Annotated in this window: 24 protein-coding genes; 16 read left to right on the top strand and 8 right to left on the bottom strand. The window is 61.9% G+C overall.

The window, feature by feature from the left end; all coding sequences use genetic code 11:
* Positions 1-4: 4 nt before the first annotated feature.
* The 8 genes from IU397_RS11505 to IU397_RS11470 all read left to right on the top strand — a co-directional run bounded on the left by IU397_RS11505 (position 5) and on the right by IU397_RS11470 (position 7,757).
* Positions 5-664 (top strand): OmpA family protein, encoded by a 660-nt coding sequence (locus tag IU397_RS11505; protein ID WP_204413633.1) that lies wholly within the window; start codon positions 5-7, stop codon positions 662-664.
* A 302-nt stretch (positions 665-966) separates the two neighbouring features.
* A complete protein-coding gene (locus tag IU397_RS11500) occupies positions 967-2,220 on the top strand; it encodes an AAA family ATPase (RefSeq protein ID WP_204413631.1) in 1,254 nt (417 codons plus the stop codon).
* A 29-nt stretch (positions 2,221-2,249) separates the two neighbouring features.
* A complete protein-coding gene (locus IU397_RS11495; RefSeq protein WP_204413629.1) occupies positions 2,250-3,686 on the top strand; it encodes a CpaF family protein in 1,437 nt (478 codons plus the stop codon).
* Positions 3,687-3,691: 5 nt separating this feature from the next.
* A complete protein-coding gene (locus IU397_RS11490; RefSeq protein ID WP_204413628.1) occupies positions 3,692-4,660 on the top strand; it encodes a type II secretion system F family protein in 969 nt (322 codons plus the stop codon).
* Positions 4,661-4,669: 9 nt separating this feature from the next.
* A complete protein-coding gene (locus IU397_RS11485; RefSeq protein WP_204413623.1) occupies positions 4,670-5,668 on the top strand; it encodes a type II secretion system F family protein in 999 nt (332 codons plus the stop codon).
* Positions 5,669-5,794: 126 nt separating this feature from the next.
* A complete protein-coding gene (locus tag IU397_RS11480; protein ID WP_204413622.1) occupies positions 5,795-6,358 on the top strand; it encodes a tetratricopeptide repeat protein in 564 nt (187 codons plus the stop codon).
* A 34-nt stretch (positions 6,359-6,392) separates the two neighbouring features.
* Entirely contained in the window at positions 6,393-7,250 is an 858-nt protein-coding gene (locus IU397_RS11475; protein WP_204413620.1) for a lipopolysaccharide assembly protein LapB, read from the top strand.
* A gap of 18 nt (positions 7,251-7,268) precedes the next feature.
* Entirely contained in the window at positions 7,269-7,757 is a 489-nt protein-coding gene (locus IU397_RS11470; RefSeq protein WP_370541665.1) for a prepilin peptidase, read from the top strand.
* A gap of 103 nt (positions 7,758-7,860) precedes the next feature.
* On the opposite strand, the gene IU397_RS11465 is transcribed toward IU397_RS11470, so the two are convergent.
* The 7 genes from IU397_RS11465 to IU397_RS11435 form a co-directional block, all read right to left on the bottom strand.
* Positions 7,861-8,598: an SDR family NAD(P)-dependent oxidoreductase gene (locus tag IU397_RS11465; protein WP_204413615.1), complete on the bottom strand. Its 738-nt coding sequence runs from the start codon at positions 8,596-8,598 to the stop codon at positions 7,861-7,863.
* Complete coding sequence (locus IU397_RS11460) at positions 8,595-9,893, bottom strand: FAD-binding oxidoreductase (protein WP_204413613.1); 1,299 nt, start codon at positions 9,891-9,893, stop codon at positions 8,595-8,597. Before IU397_RS11460 ends, IU397_RS11465 begins: the two co-directional genes overlap by 4 nt.
* Position 9,894: 1 nt before the next feature.
* The gene (locus IU397_RS11455) at positions 9,895-10,869 is read right to left on the bottom strand and encodes a lysylphosphatidylglycerol synthase transmembrane domain-containing protein (protein WP_204413611.1); all 975 of its coding nucleotides are present in this window, start codon (positions 10,867-10,869) and stop codon (positions 9,895-9,897) included.
* Between the two features lie 90 nt (positions 10,870-10,959).
* Positions 10,960-11,931 (bottom strand): threonine dehydratase, encoded by a 972-nt coding sequence (locus tag IU397_RS11450; protein ID WP_204413608.1) that lies wholly within the window; start codon positions 11,929-11,931, stop codon positions 10,960-10,962.
* Positions 11,928-13,214, bottom strand: coding sequence for a 3-deoxy-D-manno-octulosonic acid transferase (locus tag IU397_RS11445; protein ID WP_204413607.1), 1,287 nt, complete (start codon positions 13,212-13,214; stop codon positions 11,928-11,930). The genes IU397_RS11450 and IU397_RS11445 overlap by 4 nt, the downstream gene beginning before the upstream one ends.
* A 70-nt stretch (positions 13,215-13,284) precedes the next feature.
* Positions 13,285-14,058, bottom strand: a complete 774-nt coding sequence (gene truA, locus IU397_RS11440; protein ID WP_204413606.1) for a tRNA pseudouridine(38-40) synthase TruA — start codon at positions 14,056-14,058, stop codon at positions 13,285-13,287.
* A gap of 37 nt (positions 14,059-14,095) precedes the next feature.
* A complete protein-coding gene (locus IU397_RS11435) occupies positions 14,096-14,722 on the bottom strand; it encodes a LysE family translocator (RefSeq protein ID WP_204413605.1) in 627 nt (208 codons plus the stop codon).
* A gap of 123 nt (positions 14,723-14,845) precedes the next feature.
* On the opposite strand from IU397_RS11435, the gene IU397_RS11430 reads away from it, so the two are divergent.
* The 8 genes from IU397_RS11430 to IU397_RS11395 all read left to right on the top strand — a co-directional run bounded on the left by IU397_RS11430 (position 14,846) and on the right by IU397_RS11395 (position 24,065).
* The gene (locus IU397_RS11430; RefSeq protein ID WP_204413604.1) at positions 14,846-16,258 is read left to right on the top strand and encodes a YcjX family protein; all 1,413 of its coding nucleotides are present in this window, start codon (positions 14,846-14,848) and stop codon (positions 16,256-16,258) included.
* 16 nt (positions 16,259-16,274) lie between these two features.
* On the top strand, positions 16,275-17,360 hold the full coding sequence (locus tag IU397_RS11425) for a YcjF family protein (protein ID WP_204413603.1): 1,086 nt from the start codon (positions 16,275-16,277) through the stop codon (positions 17,358-17,360).
* A gap of 129 nt (positions 17,361-17,489) precedes the next feature.
* Positions 17,490-18,359, top strand: a complete 870-nt coding sequence (locus IU397_RS11420; RefSeq protein ID WP_204413602.1) for a dihydroneopterin aldolase — start codon at positions 17,490-17,492, stop codon at positions 18,357-18,359.
* Positions 18,356-19,348 (top strand): dihydropteroate synthase, encoded by a 993-nt coding sequence (gene folP / locus IU397_RS11415; protein WP_370541664.1) that lies wholly within the window; start codon positions 18,356-18,358, stop codon positions 19,346-19,348. The genes IU397_RS11420 and folP overlap by 4 nt, the downstream gene beginning before the upstream one ends.
* A gap of 27 nt (positions 19,349-19,375) precedes the next feature.
* A complete protein-coding gene (gene glmM, locus IU397_RS11410; protein ID WP_204413600.1) occupies positions 19,376-20,719 on the top strand; it encodes a phosphoglucosamine mutase in 1,344 nt (447 codons plus the stop codon).
* Between the two features lie 81 nt (positions 20,720-20,800).
* The gene (locus tag IU397_RS11405; RefSeq protein ID WP_204413599.1) at positions 20,801-21,505 is read left to right on the top strand and encodes a hypothetical protein; all 705 of its coding nucleotides are present in this window, start codon (positions 20,801-20,803) and stop codon (positions 21,503-21,505) included.
* 77 nt (positions 21,506-21,582) lie between these two features.
* Entirely contained in the window at positions 21,583-22,791 is a 1,209-nt protein-coding gene (locus IU397_RS11400) for a multidrug effflux MFS transporter (protein WP_370541663.1), read from the top strand.
* A gap of 41 nt (positions 22,792-22,832) precedes the next feature.
* Entirely contained in the window at positions 22,833-24,065 is a 1,233-nt protein-coding gene (locus IU397_RS11395; protein ID WP_204413598.1) for an MFS transporter, read from the top strand.
* Here IU397_RS11395 and IU397_RS11390 read toward each other — a convergent pair whose 3' ends face one another.
* Positions 24,066-24,677, bottom strand: coding sequence for a LysE family translocator (locus tag IU397_RS11390; protein WP_204413597.1), 612 nt, complete (start codon positions 24,675-24,677; stop codon positions 24,066-24,068). It lies immediately after the preceding gene.
* Positions 24,678-24,710 lie beyond the last annotated feature (33 nt).

Here is a 24,710-nt window from a genome sequence, read left to right as displayed (position 1 = left end):
AGATATGCGTTTCCCACTTATCCTTGCCTCCGTTAGTGCGCTCGCACTTGCCGCAGGCTGCACCCCCGAGGCTAATGTCAATGCCAGCCGCGTTGCAGGAGCCGGACTAGACGAAGGTTCCTTCGGCAACACCACGATGAACAACCATCTGGTGATGACCGGGCAACAGAACGCCGTCGTCAACCTGTCCCGGCAGTTCGCTGCCGAGGCACCCACCATGGTCAACTTTGAGTTCAACAGCTCGGCCCTGGATGCGACGGCACGCTCTGCGCTGGATCAACAGGCGGCTTGGATTTCTGGCTATCCGGGTGTCCGGTTCCGGGTCTACGGCCATACCGACAAAGTTGGTGGTAATGCGTTTAACCGCCGCCTGGGCCAGCGTCGCGCAAACACGGTGGTCAACTATCTGGTGTCACGCGGTATCAGCCGCTCCCGTCTGGAGGCAGTTGTTTCCTTCGGCGAAACACAGCCTCTGGTGGTGACGCAGGGCCGCGAACGTCGCAACCGGCGCACAGTGACCGAAGTATCGGGTTTCCTGAAAGGGCGCCAACAGGTCCAGGACGGCAAATATGCCTTGTTCTCGTACACAGAGACCATCACCAGCGCGGCTGAACCCCATGATCTGGTGATCATCGATAGCGAAGGCCAGGCCGAAGAACGCTAAGACTCAATACCCTGACGACTCAGTGCGGGCGCGGCTGGACACAGCCGCGCCCGCATTACTGTTTCCGCATGGTCAACAGCGTTTGATTTGGAAACAAAACAGCGATTTTCGCCAGGACCATCCTGATTCCAAACAAATTCGGCTTTCTGGCCGCAATCTTGCCCGATTCAAACGGCATTGAGATGCCGAGGGGAGCGGGGCGCTCTTCGTCCGAATGTCAGACCCGGAAAACCGGTACTGTATGGCTTTAAGGGTCGTATAGCTGATGTATCCGGAGCTTTTGAAAGAAGGGGCAAGAGAACATGACCAGCAGCGCCGCAGCGCAAGCAGAACCAGCGCCGATATCGGCCTGTACGATCTCGCGCGATGTGCAGAACTTTGATCTGCTGATCGAAGACATGGAAACAGCGCTGGGTGAGGCTTGGGGCGATCTTCCGCTGAACGAAGCCGCCGCCTTCCTGACGCAGCTTGAATCCGGCATGCTGGAATTCGTGGCACTCGCGCTCGACTCCGAAGACGAAGACGATCTCGCGACCATCAATGAAATCATCGCCGTCGCAAAAGAACGCAAGATCAAGATTGTGATCATCGCCGAAGATGTCACACCCGGTGTCCTTCACCAGTTGTTGCGGCAGGGTGCTGACGATTTTGTGCCCTATCCATTGCCCGAAGGTGCGTTGGACGAGGTGATCGATCGCTTCCGCACCGCGGAAGATCTGGCCGAAAAGGCGCCCGCTGGCGCTGGTCAATCGCCTGCACGGCCGACCGGCGACCGGGACGGGGTGATCCTGCCGGTGCACGGCCTGGCCGGTGGCGTCGGTGCGACCAACTTTGCCGTCAATCTGGCATGGGAATTGGTCGCGTCGTCCAAAAACAAAGAGGATCCCACCCGGGTCTGCCTTCTGGATTTCGACTTTCAGTTTGGCTCCACCTCCACCTACCTCGACCTGGCCCGCAAAGACTCCGTCTATGAATTGTTGGCCGACACGTCGAGCATGGATACAGACAGCTTCATGCAGGCTTTGCAGGTCTACAATGATCGCCTGCATGTCCTGACAGCACCTGCGGATGTCCTGCCGCTGGATATCGTCGGACCCGAAGATATCGAACGCATGATCGAAGTGGCCCGCCTGAACTTTGATTTCGTGGTCATCGACATGCCCACCACCCTGGTGGCTTGGTCTGAATCCGTGATGCATGCGGCGCACGTGTATTTCGCTCTGATGGAGCTTGATATGCGCTCCGCCCAGAACGCACTGCGCCTGATCCGTGCAATGAAATCCGAAGATCTCCCGCTTGAAAAGGTCCGGTTCGCCTTGAACCGCGCACCGAAATTCACCGACATGTCCGGCAAGGCCCGGGTCAAGCGAATGGCAGAAAGCCTAGACATCGATATCGAATTGCTGCTTCCGGACGGGCTGAAACAGGTGGATCAAGCCTGTGACCACGGCACGCCGATTGCTGAAATTGCTGGCAAGAATCCGTTGCGCAAGGAAATTCAGAAACTTGCGATCTCGCTGCACGATATCACGCATTCCGAACAAACGGGGATCTAATCCTCCCCTCCTAAGGATGGGCTTCAACAATGTTCTCGCGCTACAAAAAACCAGGCGGCTCTCCGCAGACTCCGGCACCGTCAGCATCGCCCGAAAAGGCCGAACCTGCGGCCCAGCTGAACCGGAAACCCGTTGCCGCGGCCAAACCGATGCAGGCGGCCAAGGCGGCACCGGCGGATAAGGAAAAAAAGCGCAAGGAGCGGTTGGGCGAGATCAAGGTCGAGCTGCACAAGCGCCTTCTGGATAACCTAAACCTCGCCGCACTTGAAACCGCCTCGGCACAGGATCTGCGCCAGGAGATTGTCGCAATCTCCGCCGAGGCCCTGGAAGAGCTCAGCGTCGTCCTGAACAAAGACGAACGTGCGACGCTCCACCAGGAACTGTTCGACGAGGTGACGGGCCTTGGCCCGCTTGAGCCTCTCCTGAAAGACGAAAGCGTCAACGATATTCTGGTGAACGGGCCACAGCAGATCTTTGTGGAACGCGCCGGTAAGCTGCAATTGACGGATGTCCACTTCAAGGATGAACGCCACCTTCTGCGGATCATCGACAAGATCGTGTCGGCCGTGGGCCGCCGGGTCGATGAAAGCAACCCTTACGTTGACGCCCGTCTTGGCGACGGCTCCCGTTTCAACGCAATGGTCCCGCCGATTGCCGTGGATGGCAGCCTTGTCTCCATTCGTAAGTTCAAGAAAGACAAGCTCGGCGTCGACGATCTGGTCAAGTTTGGCGCCTTCACCGAAGAGATGGCCGCCTACTTGCAGGCCGCCGTTGCCTGTCGCCTGAACGTTATTGTGTCAGGTGGTACGGGTTCGGGTAAAACGACCACGCTGAACGCCCTAAGCTCCTTCATCGACAATGCCGAGCGTATCCTGACGATCGAGGATACGGCCGAACTTCAGCTGCAACAGACCCATGTGGGCCGAATGGAAAGCCGCCCTGCCAACGTCGAAGGGCGCGGCGCCGTCTCCCAGCGGGACTGCCTGAAAAACGCCCTGCGGATGCGCCCGGACCGGATTATCGTGGGGGAGACCCGGGGTGAAGAGGTTATCGACATGCTCCAGGCCATGAATACCGGCCATGACGGGTCGATGACCACGATCCACGCCAACTCCGCCCGTGATGCTGTCAGCCGTCTGGAAAACATGATCGCCATGGCCGGGATCGAAATGCCGCTCAAGGCCGTGCGGTCCCAGATCGCCTCGGCTGTGAACCTGATCGTGCAGGCCAGTCGTCTGCAGGACGGGTCGCGCCGCATGGTGTCGATCACCGAGGTGACGGGGATGGAAGGCGAGGTGATCTCCATGCAGGAGGTCTTCCGCTATGAACGCCTTGGACTTGCGCCAGACAACAAGATCATCGGTCGCTTCAACGCCACCGGTGTGCGGTCTTACTATTCCGAGCGCTTCAAGCAGTGGGGTTACGACCTGCCTGCATCCATCTATGAACCCATCGCGGCGGAGTAAGCCCCATGCAAATTAGTGCTGAGCCGATTATTTACGGCCTGATTTTTGTTGCGGTTCTGGTTCTGGTCGAAGGCATCTATCTGACGGTCTTTGGCAAATCGATAAGCCTCAACAGCCGTGTGAACCGTCGGCTTGACCTGCTGGAAAAGGGATCCGCACGGGACGAGGTTCTGGAACAGCTCCGCAAGGAGATGTCCCAACACCTCAATTCCAAGGGTATCCCGCTTTATTCGATCCTGGCCGACAAGGCGCAAAAGGCCAATATCGCCTTCTCTCCGCGGCAATTGATCATCATCATGGCCATCCTGTGCGTTATCGCCTTTGTCGGTTTGACGGTCGGCACACAAGCCGGTCTGCCTGTGCGGATCATCGTGGCCATCGGCATGGGTGTGGGCGGTGTCTATGTCTGGGTCAACAACAAGGCCAAGAAACGCCTGGCGCTGATCGAAGAACAACTGCCCGATGCCGTCGAACTGATGGTGCGCTCCCTGCGCGTTGGTCACCCGTTCTCCTCTGCCGTGAACATCGTGGCCAAGGAAGTGCCAGATCCGCTGGGCTCTGAATTCGGCGTCATCGGGGATGAAAGCGCCTATGGCCGCGACATCACTGACAGTTTGAAATCCCTGGCCGAACGCATGGATATGCAGGATCTGCGCTTCCTCGCCGTGGCTGTGACGATCCAGCAGCAATCTGGCGGTAACCTCGCCGAAATCCTCCACGGTCTGGCCCAGGTGATCCGCGCGCGCTTCAAGCTGTTCCGCCGCGTCAAGGCGATCACGGCCGAGGCAAAGTGGTCCGGTATGTTCCTCAGCGTCTTCCCGATCCTCGCCCTGGTCATGATCAACGTCATCAAGCCCGACTATTATGACGAGGTCAGAGATACGGCCGCCTTCATTCCGGCCTGCCTGATCGTTGGCACATTTTTGACCGTGAACGTGATCTTCATGAAGATCATGGTCAACATCAAGGTTTAGGGGCGCGATATGGAATTTCTGTCTCAAATCAATGATTACCTGATCACCAACTTTGGTGACCTGGGCCCGCTTTACGCCGTTGGCGTGTTGGGTATTGTCCTGATCTCGCTCACTCTGCCGATCTTTTTGAAAAAGCAATATGACCCGCTCGACAAGCTCAAGGGGCAAAATGTGCGCGGCGCCAGCTTCGGCGGGGCCACCGGCGACAAGAAGGACCTCCGCTTCAAAGAGATGAAGGGCGCCGAAAAGCTCGACCGCTTCGCATCCTTCCTTGAGCCGCAAGACGAAGAGGAAATGTCCTCCGCGCGTCTGTTGATGATGCAGGCAGGGTATCGCAGCAAATCCGCCGTGCGGACCTTTCATTTCGCGCAATTTGCCCTGGGCATCCTGTTCCTGATCCTTGGCGTGCTCTATGCCATCGTCAGTTCCACCACGGGTGAGGTGACCACCCAGCAAATGGTGCTTTCCATCATCATTCCAGGTGCGGTCGGCTATTACATCCCGAAATACTGGGTGAACCGTCGACTTCAGACGCGCCAGCAGGAAATTACCAACGGCTTTCCCGACGCGCTGGATATGATGCTGGTCTGCGTCGAGGCGGGTCAATCCGTCGAACAATCGATCATTCGCGTGGCCAAGGAATTGCGCGCCGGTTTCCCGGCTCTTGCCGACGAATTTGAAATCGTCGCGAACGAGACAAAGGCGGGCAAGGACAAGGCACAGGTCCTCAAGGATATGGCCGAACGCGCGGGCGTGTCTGACGTGGCCTCCTTCGTGACGGTGATGATCCAGTCGGCCAGTTTCGGTACATCAATTGCCGAAGCGCTTCGGGTCTACGCGGCCGAAATGCGCGACAAGCGCGTGATGCGGGCTGAGGAAAAGGCGAACGTGCTGCCGACAAAGCTGACGCTGGGCACGATGATGTTCACCGTTCCTCCGCTGATGATCATCCTCGTGGGGCCGTCGGTCTACGACATCTATATCACGCTGACCAACTCCAATTTCTGATCCGGTCTGGCGCGACGCCACCACAAAATCTGCCACATTTGCGCCAAGGGCACCCAGCCCTTGGCGATTTTTGTAAAATCGCACATACTGTGCGCAAGAACGAAAAACGAGCAGCCGATTGCGCCCATGCGCCCATCTTTGATCCTTTTGATCACAACTGTCCTGTTGTCCGCCTGTGCGCAGCAGAACCGGTTGGATGCCTTTGGCCAGGGGCCCAAGGCACCACGCGGAACGGCGGAGATCGAAGACACCGTCGATGGGCTGATCGTCGGGCATCGCCTCATGTCATCGGGCCAGTATGAGCTGGCAATCCGGGCCTATCTCAGGGCGGCAAATGAACAGGGCTTCAACGTGGACGTGCTGTCTGCCTTGGGCTCTGCCAACCTCAAGCTCGGGCGCCTGAACCAGGCTGAAAAGCTGCTGCGCAACGCGATCGAGAAAGATGAACGGTTTGTACCGGCCTGGAATAATTTGGGTGTGGTACTTATGGAACTGGATCGCGCCGGAGAGGCGCGTCAGGTCTTTAAAACCGCTTTTGCACTGGACAGTGGCCAAAGTGCCGATATTCGCGAAAATCTTCGCGTCGCTATCGCCAGAACCGAAGATTCTGCTACTAATGATCAAAATAACTATAATTTTTCGTTGGTGCGGCGGGGCAGTTCAACCTACGAGCTTCTCAGCACGCCATAGGCCAAGATACGAGCAGCAAAAAGGACGCAGAAAAATGCGCCAAACGATCCTGATCTCACTGGCCATGGCCAGCACCCTCGCAATATCCGCATGCCAAAAAGCCGCCGATGGCGAAGTCAATCGCGCGATACAGGCTGTGAACGCGATCGATGACAACAACCTGAGCGAGATTATGTTGACGGTCGCCGACCCGAACGAGGCGGTGACCTATTTCCGGCGTGCGACATCCGAGCAGCCGAACCGCATCGACCTGAAGCGCGGGCTTGCTACGTCTTTGATCCGTGCCAAGAAAAACCGCGAAGGGGCCCGGGCCTGGGCCGAGGTCGTGTCGATGCCTGAATCCGGCGATACAGATCGCGTGGAATTGGCCGATGCCTTGATCCGTTCTGGCAACTGGGACGCGGCCGAGGCCACGCTAGATGCCGTCCCCCCCACCGTCGAGACCTTCAAGCGCTACCGGCTCGAAGCGATGATCGCCGACGGCAATAAGGAGTGGAAACGCTCCGACAGCTTTTATGAAACCGCCGCGGGTTTGACGACCACGCCGGCCAATGTCCTGAACAACTGGGGATATTCCAAGCTCAGCCGCGGCGACTACAAAGGGGCCGAAGAGTTGTTTATCGAGGCGATCCGCTACGACGGCACCTTGTTCACGGCCAAAAACAACCTCGTCCTGGCTCGTGGTGCCCAGCGAAAATACCAATTGCCCATCGTCGATATGGGGCAGACCGAACGCGCACAGCTTTTGCACACCAGCGCCCTGACCGCCATCAAGCAAGGCGATGTGCGCACGGGTAAGGGGCTGTTGCAAGATGCGATCGATACCCATCCCCAGCACTTTGAAGAGGCGGTTCGGGCCTTGCGCGCGCTCGAAGACAACGTCACAAACTAGGTCATGGATGATCTCGTCATGCCCGCTTCGGCGGCGTTGTGGTTTCTACCCTTCGCCGTTCCCATCGCCCTCTGGGCGGCCTGGAACGATATGCGCGCCATGAAGATCCCGAACACGGCGGTGCTGTTGCTGACACTCGCCTTCACCCTGGTTGGTGTCATCGCACTCCCTTTTGACGAATATCTGTGGCGGTGGCTGCAGCTGGTCATTGTTCTTGTTGTCGGTTTTCTGTTGTCCACCGCTGGGTTGATCGGGGCAGGGGATGCGAAATTTGCCGCTGCAATGGCGCCCTATTTTGCCATGCAGGACGGGCTTGCCATCACCTTTCTGTTTGCAGGCATTTTGATCGTGTCCTTCGGTGCCCACCGGGTGGCGCGCGTGACACCCGCGATCCGTGATCTCACACCCAATTGGGAAAGCTGGACCCGGGGCGATTTTCCCATGGGGTTGGCGCTGGGATCATTGCTGATCGTCTACTTGCTGCTCGCCGCGATGGGCGGATCCTGACGGATCGCATGCGCGATTGCCCTGGATGCAGACCGTTCCAAATGGGCTTCAAGATTTAACATAACCTGTCCCCGCGGGGACAGGTTGTTTGTGTGACCTGCTGTCAGATCGACATCTTTTTGAAGATCGGTTCCGGGACGGATCGGATGATCATCATGATGTACCTCCAGAAGAACGGCGTGTAGATGATGTTGCGCTCCTTCTCGACCGCTTTCAGGATCGAGGCGGCAACGGCGTCCGGCGGGGCCACCAGGAACATGCCTTCCAGGCCCCAGGTCATTGCGGTATCCACGAAACCGGGTTTGACGGTGACCACGTGACCGCCGGATCGTGTCAGCCGGTTGCGCAGCCCCGAAAGGTAGGTGTGGAAACCCGCCTTTGACGATCCGTAGACGTAGTTACCGACGCGGCCCCGATCCCCGGCGACGGAGCCCACACCGACGATGCAGCCCATCTGGCGCGCTTCGATCATGGGGGCCAGCGCGGTCAGGAACCGGGCCGGACCGGTGAAGCTGTCGGTGATGACCCCTTCGATCAGGGACGGATCGGCATCGATGTCGGCTTGCGGTGGCATGGAGCCCACGAAGCAGGCGCAGTTCAGGGATCCGTCTTCTTTGCCCAACCGCTCCAGGATCGGCCCGAAGGTGGAGGGATCCCGGGCGTCGAATTTGACGGCCTCAGCCAGCCGCGCGCCGCGCAGGGTGCAATCGGCGGCCGTGGCCTCCAGATCCGCCATGTCGCGCCCGGCCAACAGCAACCCCGCGCCGCGATCTGCCAGGGCGCGGGCCAGGCCGCGCGCCATGCTGGAGGTTGCCCCTAAAATGACCCAGGTTTCCATCATGTTGTTGTCCTTAATTCCAAACGTTTCACCAGATCGGTGACCAATGCCTTCTCCGGGTCGACCGCGTCGCAGGCCTTTGCCCAAGTCTGCCAATCGGGATACATCGCTTTGACCTGTGCGGCGGTCGCCACGCTGTCCTTGGCCAGGTAGATCCGGCCGCCCGCATCGAGCGTCATGGCGTTCAACTCATGCACCAGGGAGGCCGCGCCTTTGCGGTTGGGGAAGTCCACGGCCAGCGTGTACCCTTCCATCGGGAAGGAGAGATGCCCTGCCGATCCCGGGCCCATCCGCTTCAACACGGCCAGCGGCGAGGCGAGCCCTGCTTTTGAGATCTTGGCCATCATCTCTCGCAGGACAGGGCGTTGTTCCACAGGCAGGACGCATTGGAACTGGTGAAAACCGTTCTTGCCGTAAAGCCGGTTCCAGTCGTGGATCTTGTCCAGAGGGAAGAAAAAATCGTCAATTGGCTTGACGACCGTGCGTCCTTTCAGGGGGACCCGACGATAGTAAGCGGCGTTGAAGGTTTTCACGACAGGGGCTGACAGGGCCCAGCCCGGCGCATCCATGGGGATCTTTTTGCCGCGTTTGGCGGCGGGGACGAGGCCGGAGCCTGTCTCTCCTTCTTCGAGAATGCCGCGGCCCAGACCTTCACCGCGGGCTGTCGCATCAATCCAGCCGACTGTGTAGGTGGCCTCGCTTTCGTCCAGCAGATCGCAGAATGTCTCAAGATCGGGGACGCGCCGTTCGGTGACCATCATCAGATCGCCCTTGCAGGCTGTCAGCTTGAGTGTGGCCTGGGTGATGATACCGGTCTGGCCAAGGCCACCGACCGTGGCCAAAAAGAGTGGATCACCAGGGCGGACGGTTTTGCGCCCCTTGGGCGTTTCCAATTCAAATTCAATGATGTGGTCGCTAAACGCACCGGCACCGTGGTGGTTCTTGCCGTGCACATTCATGGCGATCCCGCCACCCACGGTCGCAAATCCGGTGCCCGGCATCACAGCGGGCAGCCAACCGCGTGGGGCGAAGTCGCGGGCGATCTGACCCAAGGCGCAACCCGCCTCGACCGTCAGCAAACCTTGTTCGGCGTCAAAATCCAAATACCGGTCGAGCCGCCCCATATCGACGGCTTTGCCACCGTCGACCAGGCAGGCATCGCCGTAGGACCGGCGTTTTCCCAGGGCGGGACCCTCTGCCGCCAATGCGGAGAGCGCGCGCGCCCGTTCCGGTCGGGCCAATTCCCCTTGCGCCTTGTGGACCCGGCCCCAGCCGGCATACTCACTTGCCTTCCACACGTCATTTCTCCTGAATTGAGATGCGTTCCGCCAACGGGAACACACATAAACCAATGGCAATGGCAAACCACAGGGTGGTCAGTCGCACAACCGCGGTAGCCGCAGCAGCGACTTCGAGCGGGATGCCCTGCAAGCCAAGCAATGCAACCATTGTCACCTCGGCCCCGCCAACACCACCTGGCGCGCCGGTCAAGCCACCGGCCAGGGTCGAAAACACAAAGATCGCGACAGCGGTGAAAAAGCCGATATCGACGCCCATCCACATCAGCAGCAGATAAAGCGCCCAGCCTTCGGCGAGCCATCCGGCCAGACCCAGCGCCATGGCACCGCCCAGGATGCCGGGATGGGAAAACCGGTGCAGCGACCGCGCGGCCAGCCGGATCCGCCCGAAAAGGCGCGGCCATCGCCCGATGACCTGATAAAACAGCGTCACACAGCGGGCCAGCAAGACCGGGCGCGTGACGATATAGGCCGCGGCAAAGGCGAATATCACCACCGGCACGGCCCCTGTCATACCACCGGCAGAGAGCGCCAGTGCGACGCCCAGGATTGCGGCCATGGCGGCCAGATCGGCGGCACGGTCGACCAGGACCAGAGGCGCGGTTCGTTCAAAGGGCCAGCCGGTTTCGCGCCGCAACCAGCGCAGGCGGACCAATTCACCGACCCGGCCTGGGGTGACAGTCATGGCGAACCCGCCCAGGAAATGCCGGATGTCCTGCCAGACAGAGGTCGGCAGGCCCAGGCACCGGGCAAACATGTGCCAGCGCAGACCACGCGACAGGTAGTTGATCATCGAAAGCGACAGCAGCCCCAGGACTTGCAGCGCGGTGAGCTTGCCCAACTCTCGCAGCGTCTGCTCCCACCCGGTGGCGAGGAACAACCCGACCGAACCTGCGAGGAACAGGACCAGCAGACCGCCCAGGACCAGCGTATCCCGGTTGAACCGTTTGACCGCAAAAAGGGGATCATATGGCATCGGTGTTGCGATCATTCCTGCGCGCTAGCAACGGATTGGGGCAATACTATGAAGTGTTATGGCCCGATTTCCAGCATTCTACCCCAAGGGTCATATCACAGGTGTATCACCGGCCAGTATCGTCTGCATCCAGCCGGTATCGATATTGCCGCCGCACAGGATGACGCCAACCTTGCGCCCGGCCATGCGATCTTTGTCCTGCATCAGTGCGGCAAGGGGGGCGGCTCCGGCGCCTTCGGCCAGATTGTGGGTGTCGGTATAGTAGATGCGGACGGCCTCTGCGATGGCGTCATCGCTGACGCTGACAAAACGTTCGGCCCCTTTTGCATAGATTTCGAAGGCTTCCGCCACGGGTACGCGCACGGCCATGCCATCGGCAAAGGTGTATGCCGTTTCGGTTTCGATCAGCCGACCGGACTGGGCCGACAGCATCGCCGTTTGCGCGCCATCGGCCACCACGCCGACAACATTGGTCGCCAGCCCCAGCGCATCGCGGGCCGCAATCACACCGCAGATGCCCGAGCCACAGCCGATGGGCACATAGATGGTGTCGAGGTCCGGCACAGCGGTCAGCAATTCGAACCCATAGGTTGCCACGCCCCGGACCAGCTCGGGATGGAACGGTGGCACGATGGTCAACCCTTCGGCGGCGGCCACGCGAAACGCTTCTTCGCGGGCCGCGTCGAAATCATCTCCAAATTCGATGAGCTCTGCGCCAAAAGCCCGCATGGCCGCGTTTTTCTCAACCGAGTTGCCGAGGGGGACATAGACCAGGGCGCGCAGGCCATTGGCGGTGGCGGCCATGGCCTGCCCCTGGCCGTGATTGCCCCGGGTGGCCGTGACGATGCCGGGTGTCTTGGGTTGGGTGCGCACGAGCCAATCCATGAAGGTCAGCGCGCCGCGCACCTTGAAAGCTCCGGTGGGCGTGTGATTTTCGTGCTTGACCCAGACCTGTGCCCCGGTGCGGGCCTGCAGAGTCGGCCAGGCATATTGCGGTGTTGGCGTCATCCGGGTGTGGACAAAGGCCGTGGCCGTTTGCAACGCGTCTTTGCTGAACATCATCTGCCTTTCGGTGTACTGCTGAGACATGAGAGGCCGGGCAGGGCTGCCAGCCCGTCGATCACCCGGTCAAGCTGTGCGATGTCACCGGGGCCGAGCGTGTCGGTCGCCTTTTGCGTCAGGGTGGCCCTGTCATCGGGGCTCAAGCTGCCGAGCGCGTGGCCGAGGGCCTGGGCATCGCTGACCTGGATCGCGCCGCCGCCGGCCTTCAGGGCCGCATATTCCGCCGCGAAATTCGACAGATAGGGCCCATGCAGGATGGCTGATCCCAGAAATGCGGGTTCAAAGGGCGTGTGCCCGCCTTTATCGACCAGCGATCCACCCACAAAGGTTGCTCCGGCCAGGTGATACCACAGCGACATTTCCCCCAGCGTGTCAGCGAGATAGATCGTGGTTGCGGCATCCGGGTCTTCGCCTTGGGAGCGGACGCGGTAGGGGATGCCGGTCGCCGCGATCAGCGACTGGATCTCGGCCGATCGCTGGGGGTGACGCGGCGCGAGGATCAGGCGCAGGTCCGGGCGCGGCTTTCGGGCGATGGTGAAGGCATCAAGGATCTGCGCCTCTTCCCCGGCATGGGTTGATGCGGCCAGGACGGTCTCTGCGCGCGGCAGGATGGTGGCATAGTCGGTGAGGGTTTGGGCGTGAGGCGGCGGCAATCGCACCAGCGCCTTGAGCACCAGTTTTGGCCCCACCCGGTCGGACGGGAGGCCAAGCTGCGCGAACCGGTCCTGTGAGCCCGGATCCTGGGCGGACAGAAACGCGATATTCCGCATGATGTGCCGAGCCAAGGCGCCGAGGTGCTGCCATCTGGCCTGACTGCGGGCTGATAGCCGTGCTGCGATTACAGCGACGGGTTTGTCCCGGCGGGCCAGTGCGGTGATCCGGTTTGGCCAGATCTCGTTTTCGAGGATGATAAGCGCTATGGGTTTGAGACGTGTCATGTGGCGGTGCAGTGCCCAGCGGTAGTCCAGCGGGGCGAGCTGGACCGTGATGCGGTCAAGGCCCCAGTCCTGCACGGTTTGACGGCCTGTCGGCGTGTTGCAGGTGATGGCGAGCGAAACCTCGGGCGCGCGGGTCAGCAGGGCGTCGATAAGGGGCCGGGCGGCGTTCAACTCCCCGACCGATGCGCTGTGCAGCCAGATCACCGGGCCCTCCGGCCTGTCTGGACCGGCCCCCAAACGCTCTGCGATGTCTGACGGGGTGGTGCGCCCGCGCAGCCTGTCCCAGCCGAACCGCGCCAGCACCAAGGGGGCGGCCAAGGTCAAAAGCAATCGGTAGACGAACATGGAGGTGCTTTCCGGCAGTGGCCCGACTTGGCTAACTGTTGGGCCCTGGGGTTACAACCGCCGGTGGCGATCAGGGCATGGGAAACGGGTCTTCGGGGTAGGTGACACCGGTCAGGTACAGGCCCTGGGGCGGGCAGACCGGGCCGCATTGCGCGCGGTCCCGAGCGGCCAGGACGCGGGCAACATCGTCTGGCTGCCAGGCCCCGGCGCCCACGCGCTCCAGCGTGCCGACCATGCTGCGCACCTGGTTGTGCAGGAAACTGCGGGCGCGAAAGGTAAAGCGCACTTCCTGTCCATGGGGGATGGCATGGGCGGTCACCTGTGCCTCATCCAGCGTCTTGACCGGGGAGGCCGCCTGGCATTCGGAGGCGCGGAAGGTCGTGAAATCATGCTGCCCCACCAAGTGCTGCGCAGCCTGGGCCATGCGGTCTGGATCCAGCATGTGATTGACCTGCCAGACCAGCCCGGCCTCGTGGGTGGTTGGCGCGCGACGGCAGATCAGGCGAAAGAGGTAGCGCCGTTCGGTCGCCCCGAACCGGGCATGCCAGTCATCTGGCACAGCGGAAACGGCCAGGATAGCAACGGGCACAGGTTTCAGATGATGGTTCAGGGCTTCGCCCAGTCGAAACGGATCCCAGTCGCGCGCCATGTCGCAATGGGCGACCTGGCCGGTGGCATGCACACCCGTATCGGTGCGGCCCGCAGCACCGATGCCGGGATGGTTGGTGTCCAACTTGCGCAATGCATCCTCGACCGCGCCCTGGACCGTGGGCAGGGCAGCCTGCCGTTGCCAGCCCCGGAACGGGCCACCATCATATTCGATCTTGAGCGCATAGCGGGGCATGGCGCGCTTTAGCCCGGGCCGGACCGGCGTGCAACGCTCAGGCGGTGCCGCGGCGCATCACGGCGGTGGCAAGGCCCATCGCGACCAGCGCGCCGCCGCCTGCCCGGGTCAGCCAGGTCAGGATGCCGGGCCGCCCGATAGCCGTGCGCATCCGGTCGGCCAGCAGCGCGTAGACGAGCGCGTTCACGGTGGCGAGGCCCACGAATGTACCGATCAAGATGATGAATTGCGGCATCAAGGGGCTGGCTGGATCCAGAAATTGCGGCACGAAGGCGATGAAGAACACGATGGATTTGGGGTTCAGCGCCGTTACCGCCGCCGCATGGGCAAACACGCCGCGCGCCGGGCCCGCGCCGGACAGGCTGCCCAGCCGGGGGTCGCTGGCACTGCGGAACAGTTTGATCCCCATCCAGATCAGGTAGGCTGCGCCGATCCATTTGATGACGGTGAACAGCGTGGCTGAGGTCAAGACAAGCGCACCCAGACCCGCAAGGGAGGCTGTCATGGCGATGAAATCCCCGACCGCCACCCCGGCTGCCGTCGCCACGGCGACGTTGCGCCCCTGGCTGAGCGCATAGCTGAGAACCAGCAAAACCGTAGGCCCCGGGATCAAGAGCAGTGCTGCCGAGGCTGCGACGAATGTGAGCCAGACCTGGATATCCATGGATCATCCTCCGTTTCCGGGCCGAGGGAACAATACGCGGGGACAGAAGTAAATCCCGCAAGCTCTAGGCACTGTGTGCTGCTGGGCCTATGTAGAGATCCAAAGAAGGTAAGAGGCGCACACGTGGTTCTGGGACAGATTGCCGACGGGGTCGGCCGCGGCATCGGTGCCGTCACGGATACGCTGACAAGCCCGTTCGTTGATCCCACCATCCGGTTGGGTGTGACCGGCCTAAGCCGCGCGGGAAAGACGGTGTTCATCACCGCGTTGATTGCCAACCTGATGGATCGCGGGCGCATGCCTGGCCTGTCGGCTGCGGCGCGCGGCAGCATTCGCACCGCGTTTTTGCAGCCCCAGCCTGACGATACCTTGCCGCGGTTCGAATACGAATCCCACCTGGCGGCCTTGACCGGGCCCACCCCCCATTGGCCGGACAGCACGCGCAGCATTTCGGAATTGCGATTGTCGCTGCGGGTGCAGCCCCAGGGGATGCTGGGCGCGTTGTCGGGCATTCGCACCGTCCATCTGGATATCGTGGATTATCCGGGGGAGTGGCTGCTGGATCTGGCGCTGCTCGATACCGATTATGCGGCCTGGTCCGTGGAGGCGCTGCGCCGCGCAAAGGAGCGACCGGCCGCCGCCGAATATCTGGCGCTTATCGAGGGGACGGATGCCACCGCGGCCCTGGAGGAGCCCACTGCGCGCCGTTTGGCCGATGCCTATACCGCCTATCTGCAGGCGGCCCGGGCTGCGGGGTTTTCCGATTGCACACCGGGGCGGTTCCTGTTGCCCGGCGACCTTGCCGGATCGCCTGTTCTGACCTTTGCGCCGCTGCCGAAATCCGGATCGCCGCGCGGATCCCTGGCGCGGGAGATGGCGCGGCGCTTTGAGGCCTATAAGCGCGAGGTGGTGAAACCGTTTTTTCGCGACCATTTCAGCCGGATCGACCGGCAGGTGGTTTTGGTCGATGTACTGGGTGCGATCCATGCGGGGCCTGCCGCGTTGGAGGATTTGCGGCGCACAATGGCGGATATCCTGTCGGCGTTTCGACCGGGGCGGAATGCCTGGCTGACCTCGCTTTTGCTGGGCAAGCGGGTGGAGAAGATCCTTTTTGCCGCCACCAAGGCCGACCACCTGCACCACGCCCAGCACGGCCAGTTGACCGCGATTGCCGAAGCGTTGCTGCGGGAAGCCCGGGACAAGGCCGATTTCGCGGGTGCCAAGACCAAGGCGATGGCGCTGGCCGCCTTGCGCGCCACAACAGAGGAGACGCGCGCCCATAACGGTCACCAGATCGATGTCGTGCGCGGGACGCTGTTGGACAGTGGCAAGCAGGCGGCATTTTACCCCGGTGATCTGCCCGACGATCCCGCGCGCCTGTTGGCACCCGCTCGCGACGGGGCGCAAGGTTGGCTGGATGCGGATTATCAGGTGATGCGGTTTGCTCCGGCGCCGGTGAGCCTGAAACCCGGCGAAGGGCCGCCCCACATCCGGTTGGATCAGGCGGCCGAATTTCTGATCGGTGACCGGCTGTGAGCAAGGGGATGGCCCGATGAGCAAACCACCAAGCGGCCCGGTTCTGTTTGAAACAGGCGATGCACCATCCGACCCGGTGCTGCGCGGCGCAGATGAGCCTGAGACTGATCGGGCCCGATCCGGCCCGATCCTGTTGGATCTGGAGGGGGATGATGCGTCGCCCAGCCCGGCCCAGGCCCCCCCCGTACCCGATGCCGTACCGGTGCCCCGGGGACAGGCGATGCAAACGCTGGCCACACTGGCGGCCCGGCGCCCCTCGCGTTTGGCGCGGTATTTTTGGGCGGCGCTCACCGGGCTGATCGGGGTCATGCTGGCGATCGCGGCCTGGGATTTTGCGACCGCGATGTTGGAGCGCAACCCGGTGCTGGGCTACGGTGTGCTGGCGTTGATCGGGGTCGTTTTGGTCACGCTTTTGGGGCTTGCAGGCCGCGAGGCGGCGGCGTTGTTTCGGCTGCGTCGGCTGGACGAGATCCAGGCTGCGGCAATGCAAGCCCTGGCAGGGCGGGATCTTCCTGCTGCCCGGCACGTGACGGATCAGTTGGAGACGCTCTACGCGGATCGCCAGGACCTGACATGGAATCGGGAGCGTTTCGCCGAGCGGCGCGGCGATGTGTTTGATGCGGATGCCTTACTGGAGCTGGCGGAGACCGAATTGCTAGGCCCCATTGACCGCGCGGCTTTGCGGGAGATCGAGGCGGCCTCCCGTCAGGTGGCCCTGGTCACAGCGATTGTTCCGCTGGCGCTTGCGGATGTCGTGACCGCGTTGACGGCGAATTTGCGCATGATCCGCCGGATTGCCGAGCTATACGGCGGTCGCGGCGGCACCTTGGGCAACTGGCGTTTGACGCGCACGGTCCTGACCCATCTGGTGGCCACCGGGGCGGTCGCCGTCGGCGATGACATGATCGGTTCGATTGCGGGCGGCGGGGTTCTGTCGAAACTGTCCCGCCGGTTTGGCGAAGGGATCGTCAATGGGGCGTTGACCGCACGGGTTGGTGTTGCGGCGTTGGAAGTCTGTCGACCCCTGCCGTTTTCCGCCGCCAACCGACCGTCAGTGACGGGTTTGGTCAAGCGGGCCCTGACGGGATTGTTCGGGCAGTAAATTTGGGAACGATGATATTTTGTGCCTCCGGCGGGGATATTTCTAAACACATGATGGGGATGTCATGCCGCGAATGACCGTCGGCATGGCGCTATCCCACTGGCGCCCGTGATGGTCCTATGACACATCATGGGCATGAATACCGTGCTGCCCGCTGACCGTATCCGTGACCGCATTTCCGTGCGGGATTATGTCTTGGAGGTCGAGATCGGCGCGTTTCAGGCGGAACGGGGCACCACACAGCGGATCCGATTGAATGTGGAGGTCGAGGTCGCCCGTTCGGACGAGCCGGTATTGGATGATGTCGACCGGATCCTGAGCTATGACACCATCACCCAGGCCATTGATGCGGCGCTCGCGGCAGAACGGCTGAACCTTCTTGAGACCCTTGCGGAACGGATTGCCGATCTTTTGCTGCCTGAACCGCGGGCGCGCCGGGTGCATATCCGGATCGAGAAGCTGGATCGCGGCCCCTTTGCGCTGGGCGTGGATATCACGCGGGACCGGCAGATGGCGGCACGGGTCGCGGTGGATCGGCCTGCGCCCATCGTTGTCCATTTGGCGCAGGCGGCCATCGACGATACCCGGTTGCCCGGCTGGCTGGACCAGATCGAACGCCTGGGGCGGCCCGTGATCCTGACGGTCGTATCCCATGATCTGGAGCTTCCCCCGGCGGCGATCACACCGGCCCGACGCCGCATTGCCCTTCTGGCGATAGAACAGAATGCCTGGGTGCTGGCGGGACGGGATCCGCGTTGCGTCGTCGTGTCGACGCGCACGGAGATCGATTGGGCGATGGAGAATGGTCAGATGACCGTTTGGGCCCCTTCGAAAATGGTGCTGGATGCGGTCGAGCGCCCGGATACGGCATCCCAGGATGCCACGGCGCTGGCGTTATGGTTTGCCGAAGTGGTGGATGCGTGCCGGGTTCTGATGCTGGGGGAGACGGCTGTTGAAGGTGGCGAAGCGGTCGCGCTGGCGGATCAGCTGGCCCTGTGAGCGATTATTATCGACCGATCCCGTTATTGGGTGAGCAAGCGCTGGGCCACGCCTTGGCGGGCGGTGCGGTGCGGTTCAGCCATGTCGAGCATCTGCGCCGGGACGCTGCCCCCATTGTCATTCGGGCGGAGGATATGCCTCGGGACATTTTGAGGCGTTTGACAGCGGATCGGCCCCCGTTTTGCGGCCTGTCCTTTGAACGACCGCGATTGATGGGCATCCTGAATGTGACGCCCGACAGTTTTTCGGATGGGGGCCGATTTGATGCGCCGGAGGCTACCAATGCCCAGGCGCGATCCATCGCAAGTAGCTGTGATATCCTGGATATCGGGGGGGAAAGCACCCGCCCGGGCGCCGAAACCATTGAGGTGGCAGTGGAGATCGAGCGGACCGCGCCGGTGATCGCAGCCATTCGCGCCACCGGGCTGGATCTGCCGATCTCGATTGACACGCGCAAGGCGGGCGTTGCCACCGCGGCCTTGGCCGCAGGGGCGCAGATCGTCAACGATGTCTCGGGATTGACGTTCGATCCGGAACTGGCAGGTGTCGCGGCCCGGGTGCAGGCGCCGGTGATCCTGATGCATGCCCAAGGCACGCCGCAGACCATGCAGGATCGCCCCAGCTACGATGATGTCTTGTTGGATGTGTATGACCATCTGGCTGCGCGGATCGCCGTTGCCGCGGCCGCGGGGATCCCGCGCCACCGGATCGCCGTCGATCCCGGGATCGGGTTTGGCAAGACGCTGGAGCACAACCTTGCGCTGCTGCGCGGGTTGAGCCTGTTTCACGGCCTGGGCTGCCCGATCCTGTTGGGGGCATCCCGCAAGGGGTTCATCGGAAAGCTGGGCAATGCGCCGGATCCTGCTGACCGTGCGCCAGGTTCCATCGCGACGGCCTTGCATGCCGTGGCGCAAGGGGTGCAGATCTTGCGTGTTCATGATACAATTGCCACCAAACAGGCAGTGTCGCTATGGTCGGCGTTGACCTGATAACCGGAGCAAACCGGAGGCGGAGACATGAGCAGGACTCTTTTTGGTACTGATGGCGTGCGGGGACGCGCCAATACCCACCCGATGACAGCTGAGATGGCCTTGCGCCTTGGTGCTGCTGCGGGGCGTTATTTCAACACCGGCGGCAGCAATGGCAATCGGGTGGTGATTGGCAAGGACACACGGCTGTCGGGGTATATGTTTGAGACGGCATTGACGGCCGGATTGACCTCGACCGGTATGAATGTGCTTTTTTTGGGGCCCGTTCCCACACCGGCAGTGGGCTATCTGACCCGGTCCATGCGGGCCGATCTGGGGATCATGATTTCGGCATCCCACAATCCTGCGCCGGACAATGGCATCAAGTTCTTTGGCCCGGACGGCTTTAAGTTAAGCGATGAGGCCGAGGCCGAGATCGAGGCGCTGGTGGCGTCCGGTGTCGAACTGGCCGATGCGCCCCAGATCGGGCGGGCCAAGCGGATTGATGATGGGCGGCATCGCTATGTCGAACGGGCGAAATCGACCTTTCCGGCCAGCCGTCGCCTGACAGGGCTAAAGGTTGTTGTCGATTGCGCGAACGGGGCTGCCTACAAGACGGCGCCGGACGTGCTGTGGGAGTTGGGGGCGGAGGTCATCCCGCTGGGGACGTCGCCCAATGGCCACAATATCAACGACAAATGCGGCTCCACCCATGTGCAGACCGCGGCCGAGGCGGTGGTGGCCCATGGCGCCGATGTGGGCATTTGCCTGGACGGCGATGCGGACCGCGTGATGATCCTGGACGAGACCGGTGCGGTGGCAGACGGGGATCAGATCATGGCGCTGTTTGCCATGCGTTGGGCCGAGGCCGGGCGACTGACCGGCGGGGCCCTGGTGGCGACCGTCATGAGCAACTTGGGTCTGGAACGGTTTCTGGAAGGCCACGGATTACGCCTGGAACGCACCCCCGTTGGGGACCGATATGTCGTGGAGCGGATGCGCGCCGGGGGGTTCAATCTGGGTGGAGAGCAATCGGGACATATCGTTATGACGGATTATGCCACAACCGGCGACGGTCTGGTGGCGGGTCTGCAATTCCTGGCTGCCATGTCTGAGACGGGGCAGGCGGCGTCTATCCTGGCGCGCCAGTTCGAGCGTTGTCCGCAACTGTTGCAGAATGTGCGCTATGGGGCTGGGGCCGATCCGCTGGGGGCGGCGCCTGTGCAATCCGCTATCGCCATGGCAGAGGGCCGGTTGAACGGCCATGGCCGCCTGTTGATCCGAAAGTCGGGGACGGAGCCGTTGATCCGTGTCATGGCCGAATGCGAGGATGAAACGGTGTTGACCCAGGTTGTGGGCGATGTGGTGGCCGCAGTTGAGGCCGCGATCTAGCCTGGTCATCTGATGCTGCGGCCGATCGGGCGGCTTGTTCCGGCGGATGCGCAGGGTCGATTGCCGCGATTGGGCTGACCATTGACGCAGCCTTGGCGGGATAGCGTCGCTGATCTGGCGGGCCTGTTGGCGGATTATCACGGTGCCAATTTACATGCCGTCGCTGCGCGTGGATCTGTCGCCAGGGGAACGGCAGTGATCGGCGTCTCTGACATCGATCTGGTCGCGCTGTTGCACGAGGATTTGGGGGCGGTGCCTTTGGATCTGGCAGTGGACCGGGACATTACGGTCGGGGCGGAAACAGTTACCCTGACGCAGGCGGAGTTTTCCCATGGCCAACGGGGCCCGTGGCTGCAATTTGCCCTTGGGTTTTCAGGGTGCAGCATCCGGAGGCCAGATGTGGTGGCCGGTGTGCCGGAGCCTGTGTTGGGGAACCATGCGGTCGCGCATCTGAAAGCTGCGCCCAAATGGTTGGATCGCTGGCGGGATCCCTTTGAGCAATCCGGTGATCCCCAGATCCGCCGGAAGATCTGTCAGTGGTTGGCCAAACGGATTACCCGGGCGATGTTCGAGGCGATCATGGTGGATCTGAACGCCTATTCCAGCAATATCTATCCCTGTGCCAAGGCGACGACCGCCTGCTTTCCCGAACATGCAGCCGCATTGTGGCAGGCCGCAGACCTGGCCGTCGCACCGACCGACGACCTCGCCCGCATGCTAGGGATGGTGGAACCGCTCGACCTCGTCCTGCGGCAGCTTCATCAAAGACGGCGGGGCGCTGTCTGACCTCTTTCCGCTTGCCTTCCGGTGGCGGAGCCGATCAACTCGACCCGCTTGATCTACCCCAAACATCGAGGCCTCGCGTGCATCCGCCCGCCCCTTCTCCACCGCGTATGGTGACGCTTGTCGTGCTGACGGGCGTGTCGCTGATGTCGTTGAACATGTACCTGCCGTCGCTGGCGGGCATGGCGGTGACGTTTGACGTGGATTATGCGGTCGTGAATGCCTCCATCTCGGGCTATCTGGCGATTACCGCGGTGTTGCAGCTGATCCTCGGGCCGCTATCGGACCGGTTTGGGCGGCGGCCTGTCATTCTGGTGGGCATCGCGTTCTTCGCGCTGGCCTCGGTCGGGTGCGCCTTGGCGACGGATATCCGCGTGTTTCTGGCGTTCCGCATCTTGCAAGGGGCGATCATCGTCGGATCGGCTCTGTCGCGCGCCGTGATCCAGGACATGTTTCCCCCGCAAGAGGCGGCCAGCCGAATGGGATATGTCTCCATGGCGATGGCGCTGGCCCCGCTTTTGTCCCCGATGGTCGGGGGTGCCCTGGATGAATTGTTCGGCTGGCGCGCCAATTTCTGGCTCTTTACCGGGGTGGGTGCGGCCTTGCTTGCCCTGTGCTGGTGGGATCTGGGGGAGACCAATGCCACCAAGTCCGAGACATTCGTCAAACAGTTCCAGGCCTATCCTGATCTGTTCCGGTCCCGCCGGTTTTGGGGATATTCGCTGTGCATGATGTTTTCGGTCGGGGTGTTCTTTGCTTTTCTTGGCGGTGCACCGCTTGTGGCCACGACGGAGTTTGACCTCACTCCCGCCATGCTTGGCTTGTGCATGGGGGCCACGCCCCTGGGTTTTTTGGTCGGTAGCTTCCTGTCGGGGCGTTACGCGGCGCGGATGCCATTGATCCGCATGATCCTGATCGGGCGCACGGTCGCCGTGTTTGGGCTGGCCACGGGGCTGATCCTGATGCTGATGGGATATGTCACCGTTTTTGTGATGTTTGGATCGGTTATCTTTGTCGGTCTGGGCAACGGGCTGTCCATGCCCAGCACCAGCGCGGGCGCGCTGGCCGTCCGGCCCAAGCTGGCGGGCAGTGCGGCTGGCCTGTCCGGGGCCATGATGGTGGGAGGCGGGGCCATGTTGAACTCGATCGCGGGGGCGGTTCTGGTGGAGGGCCATGGTATCTTCCTGCTGTTCGGGGTTTTGCTGGTATCTGCCGTGATGGCCTTGCTGATGGCGCTTTACGTTCTGTCCGTGGATCAGGCGGAGGCGCGGGCGGCAACCGCCTCCTGATCGCAATTGACATCCGCGCTGACCTGACCTCCCGTTGGGATATGTTGCTTGCCTCAAACCGCAATTACCGGCTGCTTTTCTCGGCCTCTGCCATCTCGAACCTGGGTGACGGGATTTCGGCCCTGGCCTTCCCGTGGCTCGCAACGCTCATCACCCGCGACCCGGGTCTGATCGCCTTGGTGGCATTTGCCACCCGGTTGCCCTGGTTGCTGTTCGCCATCCCGGCCGGGGTCATCACCGACCGCGTTGACCGCAAGATGCTGATGATGCGGGCAGATCTGTTTCGGCTATTGCTGACGGGTGCGGTTATCGCGCTGATCCTGTCGGTGCCGTCTTTCCCGCCTGAAAGCGACGCGGCCCTTTATATTCTTGCCCTGTCTGCCTTGGCCTTTCTGCTGGGCACGGCGGAGGTCTTGCGGGACAATGCCGCCCAGACCGCGTTGCCGTCGGTTGTTGAAAAAGCGCAACTCGAAAAGGCCAATGGCCAGATCTGGAGCATTGAACAGATCATGGGGTCCTTCGTCGGGCCACCCCTGGCAGGGCTGCTGATCGCCTTTGCCGTGCCTGCGCCCTTTGCCGTCGATGCCCTGACCTTTGGCCTGGCGGCCTGGATGATCTGGTGCATCGCAATGCCCCCGCGGATTGCACCCGCCCGTCGCAGCCTTTGGGTGGAAACGGTCGAGGGCGCGCGCTGGGTCTGGGCTCATAAGACAATCCTGCAATTGGCGATCATGCTGGGGCTTTTCAACTTTGCCGCGATCATGGCCACGACGATCCTGATTCTGTATTCGCAGGAGATCCTGGGCCTGTCCGCTGCGGGATATGGCCTGTTAATGACCGCGGGCGCCTTGGGCGGTGTCATAGGCGGATTGGTTAGCCCGGCCATTGCAACGCGGCTGGGCCGACGCCTTAGCCTGTTTGTGGCGATGGGCGTGTCGACGGTCCATTTCTTTATGATCGCCGTCACTGCGACCCCCGTGGTCGTCGCATTCGCGCTGTTTCTTGAAATGCTCGCAGCCTTGTTGTGGAACGTCGTGACCGTCTCTTACCGACAGCGATTGATCCCCGATGACCTTCTGGGCCGGGTGAACAGCATCTATCGGTTCTTCGGCTGGGGCACGATGCCCCTTGGTGCGTTGATCGGCGGTTGGCTGGTGGCCTGGGGGGAACCGGATCTGGGCCGCGACATGGCCTTGCGCCTTCCTTATGTCGTGGCGGGTGCGATCACTGGCCTGATGTTGATCTATGGTCTGTTCCGGTTGCGGCTGGCTTAATCACCGGTCAGCCAGGGCCAATCGCACACCCAAGAGGCCGAATGTGCCGGCAAAGGCGCGTTTGATCCACGCCATGATCCGGGGGCGCGTGATCACGTAATCCCGCGCAAGGGCGGCGCAGGCCCCGTAGCCGACGAACACGATAAAGGTCAGCGCCATGAAAACAGCGGCCAGCAGGATAAGTGACTGCGTGGCCCCCGCCGCATCGGCAGACATGAACTGCGGCAGGAAGGCCAGAAAGAACAGTGAGAGTTTGGGGTTGAGCACATTCAGCAACATGCCGTTCAGCGCGATCCGGAAGGCGCTTTGGGGCGTGCGATCCTCTCTCACGTCAAGCGCACCGCCGTCGCGCAGGATGGTCCACGCCATGTAAAACAGGTAGGCGACGCCCAGATATTTGAGCACCTGAAAGGCCAGCGCGCTGGTGTGCAGCAGAGCGGCCAATCCCACGATGCTCGCCAAGGCGGCTGGCAGAATGCCGAGCGTGCAACCGAATGCCGCTGCGATGCTTGGCCTGAAACCTTTCCCCAGCCCAATGGCAAGTGTGTAAAGAACGCCGGTTCCCGGCAGCACAATCACGACCATTGAGGTCAAAAGGTAGTCCAGTCCCATCACGCGTGCTCCCGTATTTCTCCTGACTTTAGG

Origin of the sequence: Actibacterium sp. 188UL27-1, assembly GCF_016901225.1 — a bacterium.
Lineage (GTDB): Bacteria > Pseudomonadota > Alphaproteobacteria > Rhodobacterales > Rhodobacteraceae > 188UL27-1.
Note: the sequence above shows the minus strand (reverse complement) of the source record. Positions and strands in the feature narration are given on the sequence as shown.

What these genes read in the sequence shown, in the direction of transcription:
- glmM (WP_204413600.1), top strand. Translation starts at nt 19,376, where the DNA reads ATGAGCAGGACTCTTTTTGGTACTGATGGCGTGCGGGGACGCGCCAAT.
- IU397_RS11425 (WP_204413603.1), top strand. Translation starts at nt 16,275, where the DNA reads ATGAGCAAACCACCAAGCGGCCCGGTTCTGTTTGAAACAGGCGATGCA.
- IU397_RS11485 (WP_204413623.1), top strand. Translation starts at nt 4,670, where the DNA reads ATGGAATTTCTGTCTCAAATCAATGATTACCTGATCACCAACTTTGGT.
- IU397_RS11450 (WP_204413608.1), bottom strand. Translation starts at nt 11,931, where the DNA reads ATGATGTTCAGCAAAGACGCGTTGCAAACGGCCACGGCCTTTGTCCAC.
- IU397_RS11435 (WP_204413605.1), bottom strand. Translation starts at nt 14,722, where the DNA reads ATGGATATCCAGGTCTGGCTCACATTCGTCGCAGCCTCGGCAGCACTG.
- IU397_RS11495 (WP_204413629.1), top strand. Translation starts at nt 2,250, where the DNA reads ATGTTCTCGCGCTACAAAAAACCAGGCGGCTCTCCGCAGACTCCGGCA.
- IU397_RS11455 (WP_204413611.1), bottom strand. Translation starts at nt 10,869, where the DNA reads ATGCCATATGATCCCCTTTTTGCGGTCAAACGGTTCAACCGGGATACG.
- IU397_RS11500 (WP_204413631.1), top strand. Translation starts at nt 967, where the DNA reads ATGACCAGCAGCGCCGCAGCGCAAGCAGAACCAGCGCCGATATCGGCC.
- IU397_RS11465 (WP_204413615.1), bottom strand. Translation starts at nt 8,598, where the DNA reads ATGATGGAAACCTGGGTCATTTTAGGGGCAACCTCCAGCATGGCGCGC.
- IU397_RS11420 (WP_204413602.1), top strand. Translation starts at nt 17,490, where the DNA reads ATGGGCATGAATACCGTGCTGCCCGCTGACCGTATCCGTGACCGCATT.
- IU397_RS11395 (WP_204413598.1), top strand. Translation starts at nt 22,833, where the DNA reads ATGTTGCTTGCCTCAAACCGCAATTACCGGCTGCTTTTCTCGGCCTCT.
- truA (WP_204413606.1), bottom strand. Translation starts at nt 14,058, where the DNA reads ATGCCCCGCTATGCGCTCAAGATCGAATATGATGGTGGCCCGTTCCGG.
- IU397_RS11470 (WP_370541665.1), top strand. Translation starts at nt 7,269, where the DNA reads ATGCCCGCTTCGGCGGCGTTGTGGTTTCTACCCTTCGCCGTTCCCATC.
- IU397_RS11475 (WP_204413620.1), top strand. Translation starts at nt 6,393, where the DNA reads ATGCGCCAAACGATCCTGATCTCACTGGCCATGGCCAGCACCCTCGCA.
- IU397_RS11390 (WP_204413597.1), bottom strand. Translation starts at nt 24,677, where the DNA reads ATGGGACTGGACTACCTTTTGACCTCAATGGTCGTGATTGTGCTGCCG.
- IU397_RS11505 (WP_204413633.1), top strand. Translation starts at nt 5, where the DNA reads ATGCGTTTCCCACTTATCCTTGCCTCCGTTAGTGCGCTCGCACTTGCC.
- IU397_RS11490 (WP_204413628.1), top strand. Translation starts at nt 3,692, where the DNA reads ATGCAAATTAGTGCTGAGCCGATTATTTACGGCCTGATTTTTGTTGCG.
- IU397_RS11445 (WP_204413607.1), bottom strand. Translation starts at nt 13,214, where the DNA reads ATGTTCGTCTACCGATTGCTTTTGACCTTGGCCGCCCCCTTGGTGCTG.
- IU397_RS11480 (WP_204413622.1), top strand. Translation starts at nt 5,795, where the DNA reads ATGCGCCCATCTTTGATCCTTTTGATCACAACTGTCCTGTTGTCCGCC.